Source organism: Dechloromonas aromatica RCB (assembly GCF_000012425.1).
On sequence record NC_007298.1, the window covers coordinates 3,728,419 to 3,744,452 of the forward strand.

At 60.7% G+C, this 16,034-nt stretch carries 16 protein-coding genes; 4 read left to right on the forward strand and 12 right to left on the reverse strand.

Annotation, left to right across the window (positions count from 1 at the left end):
- Positions 1–9 precede the first annotated feature (9 nt).
- Positions 10–1,020, forward strand: coding sequence for a glycosyltransferase family 2 protein (locus tag DARO_RS17765; protein ID WP_011289205.1), 1,011 nt, complete (start codon positions 10–12; stop codon positions 1,018–1,020).
- 68 nt (positions 1,021–1,088) lie between these two features.
- Here the strand turns inward: DARO_RS17765 and trpE are convergent, their stop codons facing one another.
- The 3 genes from trpE to rpe all read right to left on the reverse strand — a co-directional run bounded on the left by trpE (position 1,089) and on the right by rpe (position 4,068).
- Positions 1,089–2,564, reverse strand: a complete 1,476-nt coding sequence (gene trpE, locus DARO_RS17770) for an anthranilate synthase component I (protein WP_011289206.1) — start codon at positions 2,562–2,564, stop codon at positions 1,089–1,091.
- A 122-nt stretch (positions 2,565–2,686) separates the two neighbouring features.
- Entirely contained in the window at positions 2,687–3,367 is a 681-nt protein-coding gene (locus DARO_RS17775) for a phosphoglycolate phosphatase (protein WP_011289207.1), read from the reverse strand.
- A complete protein-coding gene (gene rpe, locus DARO_RS17780) occupies positions 3,367–4,068 on the reverse strand; it encodes a ribulose-phosphate 3-epimerase (protein WP_011289208.1) in 702 nt (233 codons plus the stop codon). The genes DARO_RS17775 and rpe overlap by 1 nt, the downstream gene beginning before the upstream one ends.
- A 36-nt stretch (positions 4,069–4,104) precedes the next feature.
- Here rpe and apaG point away from each other — a divergent pair, with 36 nt between their 5' ends.
- Both apaG and DARO_RS17790 read left to right on the forward strand, forming a co-directional pair.
- Positions 4,105–4,488 carry a Co2+/Mg2+ efflux facilitator ApaG/CorD gene (gene apaG / locus DARO_RS17785; RefSeq protein WP_011289209.1) on the forward strand — a complete coding sequence of 128 codons (384 nt, stop codon included), beginning with the start codon at positions 4,105–4,107 and terminating at the stop codon, positions 4,486–4,488.
- A gap of 7 nt (positions 4,489–4,495) precedes the next feature.
- Complete coding sequence (locus DARO_RS17790) at positions 4,496–5,089, forward strand: class I SAM-dependent methyltransferase (protein ID WP_011289210.1); 594 nt, start codon at positions 4,496–4,498, stop codon at positions 5,087–5,089.
- Here the strand turns inward: DARO_RS17790 and ydiK are convergent.
- From ydiK to DARO_RS17810, 4 genes are all read right to left on the reverse strand, one after another.
- Entirely contained in the window at positions 5,045–6,172 is a 1,128-nt protein-coding gene (gene ydiK, locus DARO_RS17795) for an AI-2E family transporter YdiK (protein ID WP_011289211.1), read from the reverse strand. The genes DARO_RS17790 and ydiK overlap by 45 nt on opposite strands.
- Positions 6,172–7,398, reverse strand: coding sequence for a bifunctional glutamate N-acetyltransferase/amino-acid acetyltransferase ArgJ (gene argJ / locus DARO_RS17800; RefSeq protein WP_011289212.1), 1,227 nt, complete (start codon positions 7,396–7,398; stop codon positions 6,172–6,174). The genes ydiK and argJ overlap by 1 nt, the downstream gene beginning before the upstream one ends.
- A 60-nt stretch (positions 7,399–7,458) precedes the next feature.
- Positions 7,459–10,173, reverse strand: coding sequence for a preprotein translocase subunit SecA (gene secA, locus DARO_RS17805; RefSeq protein WP_011289213.1), 2,715 nt, complete (start codon positions 10,171–10,173; stop codon positions 7,459–7,461).
- A gap of 99 nt (positions 10,174–10,272) precedes the next feature.
- Positions 10,273–11,193 carry a M23 family metallopeptidase gene (locus tag DARO_RS17810; RefSeq protein ID WP_041224487.1) on the reverse strand — a complete coding sequence of 307 codons (921 nt, stop codon included), beginning with the start codon at positions 11,191–11,193 and terminating at the stop codon, positions 10,273–10,275.
- Positions 11,194–11,205: 12 nt separating this feature from the next.
- Here DARO_RS17810 and DARO_RS17815 point away from each other — a divergent pair, with 12 nt between their 5' ends.
- The gene (locus tag DARO_RS17815) at positions 11,206–11,640 is read left to right on the forward strand and encodes a DciA family protein (protein ID WP_011289215.1); all 435 of its coding nucleotides are present in this window, start codon (positions 11,206–11,208) and stop codon (positions 11,638–11,640) included.
- Here the strand turns inward: DARO_RS17815 and DARO_RS17820 are convergent.
- From DARO_RS17820 to DARO_RS17840, 5 genes are all read right to left on the reverse strand, one after another.
- A complete protein-coding gene (locus DARO_RS17820; RefSeq protein WP_011289216.1) occupies positions 11,627–11,815 on the reverse strand; it encodes a hypothetical protein in 189 nt (62 codons plus the stop codon). The genes DARO_RS17815 and DARO_RS17820 overlap by 14 nt on opposite strands.
- Before the next feature lie 6 nt (positions 11,816–11,821).
- Positions 11,822–12,739 (reverse strand): UDP-3-O-acyl-N-acetylglucosamine deacetylase, encoded by a 918-nt coding sequence (lpxC, locus tag DARO_RS17825; RefSeq protein ID WP_011289217.1) that lies wholly within the window; start codon positions 12,737–12,739, stop codon positions 11,822–11,824.
- A gap of 85 nt (positions 12,740–12,824) precedes the next feature.
- Positions 12,825–14,021 carry a cell division protein FtsZ gene (gene ftsZ / locus DARO_RS17830; protein WP_011289218.1) on the reverse strand — a complete coding sequence of 399 codons (1,197 nt, stop codon included), beginning with the start codon at positions 14,019–14,021 and terminating at the stop codon, positions 12,825–12,827.
- A 35-nt stretch (positions 14,022–14,056) separates the two neighbouring features.
- Positions 14,057–15,286 (reverse strand): cell division protein FtsA, encoded by a 1,230-nt coding sequence (gene ftsA, locus DARO_RS17835; RefSeq protein WP_011289219.1) that lies wholly within the window; start codon positions 15,284–15,286, stop codon positions 14,057–14,059.
- 4 nt (positions 15,287–15,290) lie between these two features.
- Positions 15,291–16,031, reverse strand: coding sequence for a cell division protein FtsQ/DivIB (locus tag DARO_RS17840; protein ID WP_011289220.1), 741 nt, complete (start codon positions 16,029–16,031; stop codon positions 15,291–15,293).
- Positions 16,032–16,034: the final 3 nt, after the last annotated feature.

The window sequence follows — 16,034 nt, forward strand, 5'->3', positions numbered from 1 at the left end:
GATTGACTCATGACCGCCGCCATCTCGATTCCCCCGCACAGCCTTTCCATCGTCGTTCCGTTCTACAACGAGGAAGACAACATCGCGCCGCTGGTCAAGCGTGTGCATGAAGCACTGGTGGGCTACGAACATCCGTGGGAACTGGTGCTGGTCGATGATGGCAGCAGCGATGCGACGGTCGACCGCGCCATGCAATGTTCCCGCGAATATGGCGCCCATGTTCGCGTCGTCGAGCTGACCCGCAACTTCAAGCAAACCGCGGCCATGCAGGCGGGTATCGATGCCGCCCGCGGCGATGTCATCGTGACCATGGACGGCGATTTGCAGAATGATCCGATCGACATTCCGCGCATGGTCGCCCGGCTGCTCAACGAAGACCTCGATCTGGTCGCCGGCTGGCGCCAGAACCGCCAGGACGGCCTGTTCCTGCGCAAGATCCCGTCGAAAATCGCCAACCGCCTGATTGCCCGGATGACTGGCGTGCATCTGCGCGACTACGGCTGCAGCCTGAAGGCTTTCCGTGGCAGCGTGATCAAGAGCGTGCGTCTCTATGGCGAAATGCACCGCTTCATTCCGGCCTGGCTGGCCACGGTGACGACACCGCGCCGCATCGCCCAGGAACCGACGACGCACCATGCCCGGACGGCCGGTGTTTCGAAGTACGGCATTTCGCGCACCTTCCGCGTCATTCTCGATCTGATTGCCGTCTATTTCTTCATGCGCTTCCGCGCCCGTCCCGGCCACTTCTTCGGCGGTATCGGCCTTGGACTCACCGCGCTGTCCGGCCTGATCATGACCTGGCTGGCCTGGGTCAAGTTCGGCCTCGGTGAGAACATCGGCGGCCGTCCGCTGCTGATCGTCGGCATCGGCACGCTGATTGCCGGCATTCACTTCATTACGACCGGTGTCCTATCCGAACTGCTGGCCCGCATCTATTTCGAGTCGGGCACTGTCCGCTCCTATTCCGCCCGAATAGCCACACCGCTAGCGGCTGACGAAGCCTGGCACAAGCCGAACTAATCTAGCCTCAGCCAAACAAAAAAGCCGCTCATTTCGAGCGGCTTTTTTGTTTGTGCGACGCGATGCAATCAGTCGATCCTTGTATCCAGACCCTGCTCGGCCAGTTCGGCCGCACGCAGCACGGCACGCGCCTTGTTCAGGGTTTCGGTCCATTCCGAATTCGGATCGGAATCGGCGACGATCCCGGCACCGGCCTGCACATAGAGCTTCTTGTCCTTGAGCACAGCCGTGCGGATGGCAATGGCCACATCCATGTCGCCGTTGAAACCGAGATAGCCGACCGAACCGGCGTAGATGCCACGCTTGACCGGTTCCAGTTCGTCGATGATTTCCATCGCCCGCACCTTGGGCGCACCGGAGACGGTGCCGGCCGGGAAGGTGGCGCGCAGCACGTCAAGTGCATCCAGACCCGGCTGCAGCTTGCCCTCGACATTGGAAACGATATGCATCACGTGCGAATAACGCTCGACGATCATGTTTTCGGTCAGCTTGACCGAACCGACACGCGCGACACGCCCGCAGTCGTTGCGGCCGAGGTCGAGCAACTGGGTATGTTCGGCCCGTTCTTTTTCATCGGCCAGCAGTTCGACGGCCAGAGCTGCATCCTCTTCCGGCGAAGCACCGCGCTTGCGGGTGCCGGCAATCGGCCGAACCGTGACGCGCTCGCCTTCGAGGCGAACCAGAATCTCCGGCGAGGCGCCGACCACGTGGAAATCCTCGAAGTCGAAGTAGAACATGTAGGGCGACGGATTCAGGCTGCGCAGGGTGCGATAGAGCGCCAGAGGGCTCGCCAGGAAGGGCTTGGTCATGCGCTGCGACAGCACGACCTGCATGATGTCACCTTCGGTGATGTAGGCCTTGGCCTTGAGCACAGCCTGCTTGAAGGCCGCTTCGCCAAAGACGGAAACGGCCGCTTCCGAATGGACCGGCTGCTCGCTGGGCAGGGAGACCGGCGTGCGCAGTTTCTGCAGCAATTCCTTGAGACGGGCGCGGGCCTTCTGATAGGCACCGGGGAAGCCGGGCTCGGCATAGACGATCAGCGTCAGCTTGCCGGACAGGTTGTCGACGACAGCGATTTCTTCGGAAAGCAATAGGCCGATGTCCGGCGTGCCGATTTCGTCCGGCTTGTTGGTGCGGGTCAGGCGGGTTTCGACGTAACGCACGGTGTCGTAGCCGAAGCAACCGACCAGGCCGCCGCAGAAGCGTGGCAGGCCGTTCGCCGGCGGCGCCCGGAAGCGCTGCATGAACTTGCCGATGAATTCCAGCGGGTTGGTGTCGTTTTCACGCTCGGCGATACGGTTGCCGGTCAGCACCAGCACCTGGTGGCCATTGACGACGATACGCGTCTGGGCAGCCAGACCGATGATCGAGTAGCGACCGAAGCGCTCACCGCCCTGCACCGATTCGAGCAAGTAGGTGTAGGGCGCATTGGCCAGCTTCAGGTAGATGGAGAGCGGCGTGTCGAGATCGGCAAACGTTTCCAGCGTGACGGGAATACGGTTGTAGCCTTGCGCGGCAAGCGAATTGAATTCGGTTTCAGTCATGGGGAAGCCTCGAAAATGACAATGATGTAGCGTTCTGGGCGCGCCGCTTGGGCGCAAAAGCGAAAAGGGTTATGGACGCCAGGGGCGCCAACCTTGCCATTCGTTCCAGAGTCGCTGAGTCGTCATTTGTGTATGAGGTCTTTGAAAATGAGCGCCTGCTGATAGCCAGCAAGCAGGTCTGATACTAGCGCATCGCAATCGGCACTGTCCACCGGCTTGCCTTCGTTGTAGCCATAGGGCACGCAGAAGGTAGGCGAACCGGCAGCGCGGGCGGCGTGAATGTCGTTTTCGGAATCGCCGATGTGCAGGTTTCGATCCGGCCGCACATTGAACAGGCGGCAAGCGTGCAGGATGGGCTCCGGGTGCGGCTTCTTGTTCGGTGTCGTATCACCGGAAACGATCACGTCAAAGTAATCGGTCATGCCCATGCGATCAAGCAAGGCTTCGGTGAACATGCCCGGTTTGTTGGTGACAACCCCCATTTTGAGGCCGCTGGCTTTCCAGGCTTGCAGGCCTTCGATCACGCCCGGATAAATCTGGGTATATTTCCCGTTGACCACCGCATAGTGCCGCTTGAAGGATTCAATGGCGAAGTGCAACTGTTCGGCACTCGGCGGATGCTCGTGCGTCAAACAACGCTCAACCAGCACCGCCATGCCCTTGCCGACAAAGCTGTGTACTTCCGCCGGCGTGCGAGGCGGGGCGCCGATTTCATCGAGCATCAGGCGACAGGCCTCGGCCAGATCGGCAATGGTATCGAGCAGCGTACCGTCGAGATCGAAGGTGACGGATTCGAAGTGCATCAGACTTTGGCCAGTTCGCTGCGCAGGGCGCCAATGATCGAATCGTAACGATGCGGATCGCTGTCCTTGCCGGCGCCGTAGACAGCCGAACCGGCGACGAAGGCATCAACGCCTGCACGGGCGATTTCGGCAATGTTGGCCGTGTTCACGCCGCCATCAATTTCCAGACGGATACGGCGGCCGGTTTCGCGCTCGTAAGCATCGAGCTTGGCCCGGGCCTGTTTCGCCTTGGCCAGCGTGCCCGGAATGAATTTCTGGCCGCCGAAGCCGGGGTTGACGCTCATCAACAGGATGACGTCGATCTTGTCGAGGACGTAATCCATGTAATCAAGCGGGGTCGCCGGGTTGAAGACCAAGCCGCCTTTGCAACCGGCATCGCGGATCAGCGACAGGCTACGGTCAACGTGTTCGGAAGCTTCCGGGTGAAAAGTGATGATATTCGCCCCGGCTTTGGCAAAATCGGGGATGATGCGATCGACCGGCTTGACCATCAGGTGCACGTCGATCGGCGCCGTGGTGCACGGGCGGATTGCCTCGCAAACCAGCGGCCCGATGGTCAGGTTGGGAACATAATGGTTATCCATCACGTCAAAGTGAATCCAGTCAGCCCCCGAGGCGATGACGTTGGCCACTTCTTCGCCCAGCTTGGCGAAATTGGCTGAAAGAATGCTCGGTGCGATAACGTAATCTTTGGCTGACATGATGCTTCCCTGAACAATAACAGACGAAATTATCCCATGTCCGACACCAACAAGTACCGAATCGAAGTGCAACCCATGCCGCAGTTCATTCCGGAGCAATCCGACCCGGAAAACGACCGCTACATCTTTGCCTACACCATCACCATCAAGAATATCGGCGAAGTACCGGCCCAACTGGTTTCCCGGCACTGGATCATCACCGATGGCAACAACGAGGTACAGGAAGTGCGCGGCCTTGGCGTCGTCGGCAAGCAGCCGCTGCTCCAGCCCGGCGAAAGTTTTCAGTACACCAGTGGCTCCTCGCTGACGACCGCAATCGGCACCATGAAAGGGACTTACCAGATGGTGGCCGAGGACGGCACCCACTTCGAAGCCGAAATCCCGGAGTTTGTTCTGGCCAGTCCGCGCGCCCTGCATTGAGGCCACTTTGAGCCTGAAGCACAGCTACACGCTGATCGCCCCATTTTACGACGCAGCGATCGAACGGGCGACACGGGCCGCGCGCCAGCGCAGCCTGGCGGCCCTGCCGAAAAAACCAGGATGCGTGCTGCTGGCCGGCGTCGGCACCGGACTGGACCTGCCGCACCTGCCTCCGCAGCACCATTACGTCGGCCTCGACCTGAACCAGGCCATGTTGCGCCGCGCCTTGCCACGGGTTGGCGAGGTCGAATTCGCCCCGGTTCAGGGCGACGCCCAGCGCCTGCCTTTGGCCGACGCCTCATTCGACAGCGCCGTGCTGCATCTCATTCTTGCCGTTGTGCCGGAACCCGCCCACTGTTTTGCCGAAATCGCCCGCGTGCTCAAGCCTGGCGGTCAAGTGCTGGTTTTCGACAAATTCCTGCGTCGTGGTCAGCCCGCCCTGCTGCGACGAATGGCCAATCCGCTGGTGCGCAGGATCGCGACCCGGCTCGATGTGGTGTTTGAGGATTTGCTCGCCGAAGCCCCGAGCTTGGCGTTGGAGCACGACCAGCCAGCCCTAGCCGGCGGATGGTTCCGGATGATCCGGCTCAGGAAGCTCTGACGGCAGCAGTTCGGGGATAGATTCAGGCTCGTCCTTGCCCAGCGCATCCTCGATCCAGGCCAGGGTCAGCGTATAGGTGACGGCCAGCACGACCGGGCCGACGAAGATGCCGATCAGGCCAAAGCTCAGCATACCGCCGATCACCCCGGCAAAAATCAGCAGCAGCGGCAAGTCGGCACCACGCTTGATCAGCATCGGCCGCAGGAAGTTATCGAGGCTGCCGACGATCAGGCTCCAGACCAGCAGTAAGGTCGCCCAGCCACTATCCCCCATCCAGTACATCCAACCCACTGCCGGCAGCAGCACCAGCATCGGGCCAATCTGGGCGATGCACAGCATCAGCATGACGGCCGATAGCAATGAGGCGAACGGCACGCCAGCCACAGCCAGCCCGACGCCGCCAAGCACGGTCTGGACGATGGCGGTCACCCCAACCCCCAGCGCCACGCCACGAATCGCCTGCCCGGCCAGAATGATCGAGTTTTCGCCCCGGTCGCCGGCCAGACGACGGCCGAAACGACGGGCCGTGCGCGCCCCTGTTTCGCCACCGGAATAGAGGATGGCCGCAATGGTCACGACCAGCAGGAACTGGATCAGCATGCCACCAACACTACCGGCCTGAGCGAGCACCCACTTACCCGTATCGGCGGCGTAAGGCGTCACTTTCGTAACAATACCGCTCGTTCCGGCCGCATCCAGTTGCGCCCAAGCGCTTGCCACGCGGTCACCGACCAGCGGCAGCGTTTTGACCCAGGCGGGTGGTGGCGGCAGACCGTTGGCCGCCATCGATTTGCCGGCGGCGGCCAGCTGCCCGGAATGCTCAATGATGGTATCGACCGCCAGCCAAAGCGGCAGCACCAGCAACAGGAGCATGGCCACCGACATCAGCACCACCGCCGGCGCCCGTCGATTACCCAGACGCGACTCCAGCGACTTGAACAAAGGCCAGGTCGCCACGACTATCATCACCGCCCACACCGTCGCCGCCAGAAAAGGCAGCAACACCCAGACCGACAGGCCGATCAGCCCGAGGATGCAGAGGATGGCCAGTGTATTTCTGGCCGGGTCGCGGCGAATATCCATCAGGAACGATAGTCGGCGTTGATCTTCACGTAGTCGTAGGAAAAATCGCAGGTATAAACGCTGGCTTTGGCCGCACCGCGCCCGAGATCGACGCGCACAGTGATTTCAGCCTGCGCCATCACGCGGGCGCCGTCCTCTTCCTTGTAGGCGGCCGCACGACCGCCCTTTTCGGCGACCAGCACCTCATCGAGCCAAACCCTGACGCCATCGACATCGAGGTCGTTGATACCGGCATAGCCGACGGCGGCCAGGATACGGCCGAGGTTGGGGTCGGAGGCGAAGAAGGCCGTCTTGACCAGCGGAGAATGGCCGATGGCGTAACCAACCTTGCGGCACTCTTCGCTGTCCTTGCCGCCTTCGACGGCAACGGTGATGAACTTGGTCGCACCTTCGCCATCACGAACGATGGCCTGGGCCAGTTCGACCGAGACAGCGATGATCGCAGCCTTGACCTCGGCCCAGCCGGCATCGGTTTCCGTGGCAAAGCTGGCGCCCGACTGGCCGCTGGCAATCATTACGAAGGAGTCGTTGGTCGAGGTGTCACCATCGACGGTGATGCAGTTGAACGAGGCATCGGCCGCTTCCTTGACCAGCTTGTCGAGCATGCCCTGGGCAATGCTGGCATCGGTGGCCAGGAAACCGAGCATGGTCGCCATGTTCGGCTTGATCATGCCAGCGCCTTTGGACACCCCGGAAATGCTGATTTTTTTGCCGTTGACCGTGACCACACGCGAAGCCGCCTTGGCGACAGTATCAGTGGTCATGATGGCATGGGCGGCGGCGTGCCAGTTATCCGCCTTGAGGTCGGCTTTGGCAGCCGGCAGACCGGCTTTCAGGCGCTCGACCGGCAAGGGTTCAAGAATGACGCCCGTAGAGAACGGCAGCACCTGCTCCGCCTTGATGCCCAGCAGTTCAGCCACCGCGTCGCAACTCGCCTGCGCCGTCTGGCGGCCTGGTTCGCCGGTGCCGGCATTGGCGATGCCGGTATTGATGACCAGTGCGCGGATTTCATGGCCGCCGGCCAGATGGTTGCGACAGAGCTGCACCGGTGCAGCGCAGAAACGGTTCTGGGTAAACACGCCGGCCACCGTGCAACCGGCGTCGAGCGCCACCAGAGTCAGATCGCGGCGGTTCTTTTTGCGAATTTCGGCTTCGGCAACACCGAGGCGGACGCCCGCCACCGGAAACAGTTGGTCAGCAGCGGGGGTAGCGTAATTGACAGGCATTCTCTTGGCTCCAAAAGCATCAAGGCACCTCGCGGGTGCCTTGGGGGAAATCAGCGAAAATCAGGAAAGTTTTCCGTGGCAGTGTTTGTATTTTTTGCCCGATCCGCAAGGGCAGGGATCGTTGCGTCCGATCTTCGGCCCGGCATCCGCCGGCTGCTGGCCAGCAGCCTCGGCGCCTTCGCCCTCACCCAGCGCCTCATCGTAACCGGCGTGCTGATACTGGACGTTCTGCACTTCGGCGTGCGGTGCAGTTTCCTCGACATCTTCCGGCGTACGAATCTGCACGGTGAATACGACGCGGGTCACTTCGCGGCGAACCAGATCCAGCAAGCCTTCGAACAGTTCGAAAGCTTCGCGCTTGTATTCCTGCTTCGGATTTTTCTGGGCATAACCACGCAGGTGGATACCCTGACGCAGGTGATCCAGCGCCGCCAGATGCTCACGCCAGTGCGAATCGAGGCTTTGCAGCATCACATTGCGCTCGAACTGGTGGAAGGTACCGTCACCAACCAGATCGATCTTGGCCTGATAGGCTTCGTCCGCATTCTTGGTGATGCGCTCGAGGATTTCCTCGTCAGACAGGGTCGGCTCATCCTTGAACCACTGGGCGACCGGTGCAATGATCTGCAGGTCGGATGCCAGGGCGCGCTCTAGCCCTTCCATGTCCCATTGCTCCTCGACCGACTCTGCCGGCACGTAAGTGCGGAAGGTTTCGGCGATGACGCTCTGGCGCATGGCAGTGATGGTCTCGGAAATATCATCCGTTTCCAGCAGTTCGTTACGCTGCTGGTAGATCACCTTGCGCTGGTCGTTGGAGACGTCGTCGTATTCAAGCAGCTGCTTGCGGATATCGAAATTGCGGGCTTCGACCTTGCGCTGTGCCGACTCCAGCGAGCGGGTGACGAGCGGATGCTCGATCGCTTCGCCTTCCGGCATTTTCAGCTTGTCCATGATGGCGCGCAGACGTTCGCCGGCGAAGATGCGCAACAAGGGATCATCGAGCGACAGGTAGAAACGCGAGGAACCGGCATCGCCCTGACGACCGGCGCGACCACGCAACTGGTTGTCGATACGGCGCGATTCGTGACGCTCGGAACCGATGATGTGCAGGCCGCCGGAAGCCAGCACGGCATTGTGCACTTCCTGCCACTCGGCCTTCATCGCCGCAGCCTTCTGCTCGCGTTCCTCCACCGGCAGCGACTCGTCATCGCGAATGGCAGCCAGTTGTTTTTCGATGTTGCCGCCGAGCACGATGTCGGTACCGCGACCGGCCATGTTGGTGGCGATGGTCACCATCCCCGGCCGACCGGCCTGGACGACGATTTCTGCTTCACGGGCATGCTGCTTGGCATTCAATACCTGATGCGGCAGGCTTTCCTTGTCGAGCAAGCCGGAAAGCAACTCCGAAGCTTCGATCGAGGTCGTGCCAACCAGCACCGGCTGGCCGCGTTTGGCGCAATCCTTGATGTCGGCAATGATCGCCGCGTGCTTCTCGTCGGCCGTCTTGTAGACCAGATCGTTCATGTCCTTGCGAACCATCGGCCGATGGGTCGGGATGACGACCGTTTCCAGACCGTAGATCTGGTGGAATTCGTAGGCTTCAGTGTCGGCCGTGCCGGTCATGCCGGCCAGCTTGTTGTACATCCGGAAGTAGTTCTGGAAAGTGATCGAGGCCAGCGTCTGGTTCTCGGCCTGAATCTGCACGCCTTCCTTGGCTTCGACCGCCTGATGCAGGCCGTCGGACCAGCGACGACCGGCCATCAGACGACCGGTGAATTCGTCGACGATGACGACTTCACCGTTCTGCACGACGTAATGCTGATCCTTGTGGAACAGCGTCATGCCGCGCAGGGCGGCATTCAGGTGGTGCATCAGCGTGATGTTGGCGGCGTCGTAAAGGCTGGTGCCTTCCTTGAGCAGGCCATACTCGGCCAGCAGTTGCTCGGCGTGCTCGTAGCCAGTTTCGGAGAGATGGACCTGATGGCCCTTCTCGTCGACCCAGTAGTCGCCTTCGTCTTTCTCTTCCATCGCCCGCGTCAGATTGGGCACGACGTCCTTCATCCGCAGGTAGAGATCGGTGTGATCTTCGGCCTGGCCGGAAATAATCAGCGGGGTGCGCGCCTCGTCGATCAGGATCGAGTCCACTTCGTCGACGATGGCGAAATTCAGGCTACGCTGGACGCGCTCACCGGCCGTATAGACCATATTGTCGCGCAAGTAGTCGAAGCCGAATTCGTTGTTGGTACCGTAGGTGATGTCAGCCGCGTAGGCCGCCTGCTTGGCCTCGTGGTCCATCTGCGACAGGTTCACGCCGACGGTCAGGCCGAGGAAGCGGTGCAGACGCCCCATCCAGTCCGAGTCGCGGGTCGCCAGATAGTCGTTGACCGTGATGACATGAACGCCCTTGCCGGAAATGGCATTGAGGTAGGCCGGCAAGGTGCCGACCAGCGTCTTGCCCTCGCCGGTCCGCATTTCGGCAATCTTGCCGTCATGCAGCACCATGCCGCCAATCATCTGGACGTCGAAGTGGCGCATGCCGAGCGCCCGCTGACCGGCTTCGCGAACCACCGCGAAAGCCTCCGGCAACAGATCGTCCAGCGACTCACCGTTGGCGTGACGCTGGCGGAACTCGTCTGTCTTGGCCCGCAACTGTTCATCGCTCAGGGCCTGCATGGCAGGTTCCAGCGCGTTGATACGCTTGACGTTCTGGGAGTATTGCTTGATCAGCCGGTCATTGCGGCTGCCGAAAATCTTTTTGAGTAGGCCGGATATCATCGCGATGCAGTATGGTTCCGCGGGTGGCGGCAAAGCGCGGATTCTAGCACGCCCCGCCCTTTGATGATGACGACCTAAATCAAGGCATCGGTTATCGCGCTAGCGACGCTTGACCTGAGCAAATTCGTCACCCTGCTTGAGGAAATGCGCCGGATTCTGCGCAACGCCCAGCATACGGACTTCAAAATGCAGGTGCGCCCCGGTCGAACGCCCGGTAGTGCCGACAGCGCCGATTCGCTCACCGCGCTTGACCAAGGCGCCAGCCTTGACATCGACACGAGACAAGTGAGCATAGCGCGAGGTAAGGCCGTCGCCATGATCAACGTCGATCAAATTGCCGTATTCAGGATGATAAGTGGCTGACAGGACGACGCCATCTGCGGCAACAACCACCGGCGTACCGATTTCAGCAGAGAAATCGAGCCCCTCATGCATGGCGCGCAGGCCGGCAATTGGATCGGTCCGGTAACCGAAGACCGACCCGAGGGCAGCATCCTTGACCGGCAAAATGGTCGGCAATAAACGATCCTTGACCCGCTTTTCAAGCAATTTGAACTCCAGATAAGCCAGATCGCCGCTATGCCACTCGACATCTCCGGCCAAACGGTCGATTTCAGCCTGTAATTCACGGGGGGACATCGGCGCCGGCAGGTACGGCCCGCCCTGCCCGGGCTTTGCACCTTGCGGAGCAGATTCGCGCTTGACGCCTGCCAGACCGGATATCCGGTCTCCCAAGGCATCCAGTTGCAGCACCCGGCCTTGCAATTCGCCGAGGCGCGTCGCCATCAGTTGCAAATTATTGTCGAGGTAATCCTTGGTTTTCTTGCTCTCCTGCAACTGCAATGACAGCAACAAATCTTCCACCAGCGGCAAGCGCAAGTGGACCGACAACCAGGAAAAGAGCGCCGAGGTCGAAAATACCAGCGCCAAGAAGACAAACAGCGAAATAACCACATGCCGAGGCATAATGGTGATTGTCCGCGCTGCCTTCAGGTGACGCGAAACCAGAATAATCTGCACGAAACACCTCCTATGTACAACGGGCCTGAGCACTACCTCGACAAAGACGCCGCCGCTGGCCGGGTCATGGCCCACGCACGTCTGCTCCTCAAGCTCACACGTCGCTTCGAAGCGGTTGCCCCTGCGGGACTGCGCCACGCGGCGCACGTTGCCAATTACAAGTCGGGGAGAATCATTATCCACGCCGATAACGGCGCGGTCGCCGCCAAGATTCGCCAGATGAGTCAGCGATTGAGCGACGAGTTATCTAAGGGAGGAGCGGAGTGTATCGGCATCGAGGTAAAAGTTCAACCCCGTCAAATTCCTTACCATTCAACGAGTTCAACTCAGAAACCGATCTCTGACAAGGCTTGCGGGGCGCTTCAATCGACCGTGGACAAGCTGCCCAAAGGCCCGCTCCGGGACGCTCTGGATACGCTTCTGAAGCGCGCAGCTAGAGCGGAATGATCGCCAGGCGCTCGACAAACATCAGCGCAAAAACAAGCAGGGCAAAGACGATTCCGACCTTGAACAGGCGCCAGCTCAGCGCCAGATAATAGCGGTTGCCGCTCAGCGCATAGACCACTAAACCAACGCCGATCGCCACGACAAGAATTGCTGCCAGCAGACGCAGCAACCACATGGAGTATCAGGCTGCCGCTTGGGCGAGCCAGCGAGTCACGCCGCTCGGCGCGTGCTCCGCCTGCTCGAAGGTGGCGATTTCCCACGATGACTGCTGTTCGAGCAGGGCACGGGCCAACTGGTTGTTCAGCGCGTGACCACCCTTGTGTGACGAATAGGCGGCCAGTAGCGGATGGCCAAGCAGATAGAGGTCACCGATCGCATCGAGAATCTTGTGTTTGACGAATTCGTCGCCATAACGCAGGCCATCCTGGTTGAGGACACGGAACTCGTCGAGCACGATGGCGTTTTCCAGACCGCCACCGAGGGCAAGGCCGTTTTCACGCAGGTATTCGACTTCCTGCATGAAGCCGAAGGTGCGGGCACGGGCCACTTCACGGACGTAGGACTGCTCGGCGAAGTCGATTTCAGCCTTTTGGGCTGACTTGTCGATGGCCGGATGATTGAAGACGATGGAGAAAGCCAGACGATAACCGTCGTAGGGCTCGAAGCGCGCCCACTTGTCACCATCCCTGACTTCGATGGTTTTGGTGACGCGAATGAATTTCTTGGCGGCGTTCTGCTCCTCGATGCCAGCGGACTGGATCAGGAAGACGAACGGCGCAGCCGAACCGTCGAGGATGGGCACTTCGGGCGCATCCAGATCGACCCAGACATTGTCGATGCCAAGACCGGCGAGGGCCGACATCAGGTGTTCGATGGTACCAACCTTCACCCCGTCCTTTTCGAGACAGGAGCACATGCGCGTATCGCCGACCATGAAGGCCTTGGCGGGAATATCCACCGGCTCGGGCAGATCGACGCGACGGAAGACGATGCCGGTATCCGGGGCAGCCGGGCGCAGGGTCATATTGACCTTGACGCCGCCATGCAGCCCAACGCCCGAGGCGCGGATGACGGTCTTCAACGTGCGTTGCTTGAGCATGCTAAGTATCTGAATGATTGGGGAAGGTGACGGATTGTAACACAACCCGTCACCACCCTTTTTCAGAGATGGAGCTTTTGTTACATCAATCCGCTTGCTTGCGCAGGAAAGCCGGAATGTCGTAACGATCGACGCCGCTGTTGGCCAGGGCTTCGACGGTGACATTGCTGCCACCACGCTGACCGCGACCACGCAGCACAGCCGGCACATCCAGATGCGAATAATCCGGAGCCGAACCGAAGGCCACGGCATCGTGCGTACCGGTCGCCTGGGCCTGGACCAGCACCGGCTGGGTAAACACTTCCGGCTTGCTGCGTACAGCGGCCGCTGCCTGACCAAGGCCAGTGGCGACGACGGTCACGCGCAGGGCATCGCCCATCAGTTCGTCGTACACGGCACCGAAGATGATGTGTGCGTCTTCGGCGGCGAACGCCTTGACGGTGTTCATCACTTCGTTGACTTCCTTCATCTTCAGGTTGCCCTTGGCGGCGGTGATATTGACCAGCACGCCCTTGGCACCGGACAGGTTGATGCCTTCGAGCAGCGGCGAGGCAACGGCCTGCTCGGCGGCGATGCGCGCGCGATCGACACCGGCCGCAGCAGCCGAGCCCATCATGGCGCGGCCCATTTCACCCATGACCGTGCGGACGTCTTCGAAGTCGACGTTGACCAGGCCAGGGTAGGTAATGATTTCGGCAATACCGCCGACGGCATTCTTCAGCACGTCGTCAGCTGCCTTGAAACAATCGTCGACATCGGCGTCGTCACCCATGACTTCCATCAGCTTGTCATTGAGGATAACGATCAGCGAATCGACATGCTTGGCGAATTCGGCGATACCGGCTTCAGCCGACTTCATCCGCTTTCCGCCTTCAAAACTGAACGGCTTGGTGACCACACCAACGGTCAGAATGCCCATTTCACGGGCAATTTCGGCCACCACCGGGGCAGCACCGGTTCCCGTACCACCGCCCATGCCGGCGGTGATGAAAGCCATGTGGGCGCCTTCCAGCGTCGCACGGATTTCGTCACGGTGCGCATCAGCCGCGGCCTGGCCGGCTTCCGGCTTGGCGCCTGCGCCGAGGCCGGTCTTGCCGAGCGACAGCTTGCTCGCTGCAGCATTACGGCCGAGGGCCTGAGCATCGGTATTGGCGGCGATGAACTCAACGCCGCTAACGCCTTCGCGAATCATGTGCTCGATGGCATTGCCACCGGCGCCACCGACCCCGAAAACCTTGATGATCGTACCGGATTCTTCGTCTTTCTCGATGATCTCAAACATGACTACCTCCTCTGAAAAAACTGTTCAATGACAAATCAAAAATTCTTGGCAAACCAGGACTTCATGCCGTCGAAGACGTCCTTGAAACCCTGCTTCTCCTGGATCTTCTGGCCGCGCTTGCGCTGAGCCTGGGCTTCGAGCAGCAGGCCGAAAGACGTCGAGAAGCGCGGGCTTTGCACGACGTCGGCCAGACTGCCGGTGTATTTCGGGTTGCCGAGGCGAACCGGCATATGGAAGATTTCCTCGCCCAGCTCGACCATGCCCGGCATGACGCTGGCGCCGCCGGTCAGCACGATGCCGGAGGACAGTACTTCCTCGAAGCCGGCACGGCGCAATTCGTTCTGGATCAGTTCGTAGAGCTCCTCGACACGCGGCTGAATGACATCGGCCAGCGCACGGCGGCTCAGCTTGCGGCTAGGACGATCATCCACGCCAGCGACTTCCATGTTTTCGGCAGCATCGGCCAGTTGCGACAGGGCGCAGCCGTACTTGCACTTGATGTCCTCGGCCTCGCGAGTCGGCGTCCGCAGCGCCATCGCGATGTCGTTGGTGATCTGATCGCCAGCGATGGGGATCACCGAGGTGTGGCGGATGGCACCCTGCGTCCACACGGCGATGTCGGTCGTCCCGCCGCCGATATCAATCAGGCAGACGCCAAGATCCTTTTCGTCCTCGGAAAGGACGGCATAGCTGGAGGCCAGCGGCTGCAGGACCAGATCATTTACTTCCAGACCACAGCGGCGGACGCATTTGACGATATTCTGCGCTGCAGAGACGGCGCCGGTCACGATGTGCGTCTTCACCTCAAGACGCATGCCGCTCATGCCGATTGGCTCGCGGATGCCATCCTGGCCATCGATGACGAACTCCTGGGTCAGGATGTGCAGGATTTCCTGATCAGCCGGAATCGGCATGGCACGAGCCGTTTCGATCACGCGCTCGACGTCGCTCGGCGTCACTTCCTTGTCCTTGATCGCCACCATGCCGTTCGAGTTGAAGCTCTTGATGTGGCTGCCGGCGATCCCGGTATAGACGTTGCTGACCTTGCAGTCGGCCATCAGCTCGACTTCCTGAATGACCCGGCTGATGGTGTGCACGGTGTCTTCGATATTGACCACGACGCCCTTCTTCAGACCGCGCGAATCCTGCGACCCCATGCCGATCACGTTGAGGTTGCCCTCGTTGTTGATCTCGGCGACCAGTGCGACGATCTTCGACGTCCCGATGTCCAGACCGACGACCAGATCCTTGTTGTCCCTGCTCATATGCTTACTTTCCCTTCCCCTCGCCTGCGACTCGCATGGCGAAACCATTCGGATACCGCAAATCCACCACTGCCGGCCGTACCGCCCGTTTGGCGACCGTTTCCGGATAAATCTCTATAAAGCGCTGCAGACGCACGCCGACCGGTGATTTCGGCTGTTCGCGACCGATATCCAGCAGCATGCCGTTCTGCAATTTCAGCTGCCAGGCCAGCCGCGGCGACAGGGTCACCTGCACCGGCTTCTCGCCGACCGCCTGAAACGAACCAGTAAACTCGCCGTAATGCTTGAGCACCTCCTGTGCGGTGCCCTGCGGCCCGAACAGCAACGGTAAATCGGGGCCATCCTCGGCCGGCAACATGGCGGCGAAGACCTCGCCGTAGCTGTTGACCAGCTCGCCCCGCCCGTCGCCCCAACGCGCCACCGGCTTGTGTTCCTCGACGCTGATTTCCAGACGATCCGGCCACTGACGCCGCACTTCCACCTTGCGCACCCAGGGCAGTTTCTCCAGTGCCCCGCGTACCGCTTCCAGATTGAGACTGAAGAAATTCCCCTTCAGCGCGGCCGGCAGCACCTGCTCCACCTCGCCGCGCTTGGTGTGCGGCAAGGCCTCGGCAAAAACCACATGGCGCACCGGCAACGAAGGCACGCGCACCAGCCAGACCGCCGCGGCGGCCAGCAACGCCGCCGATGCGACCAGCATCAGCAGGTCGGCAAGCGCGTTGAGCAGGTGCGGTTTGTTCCACATTCA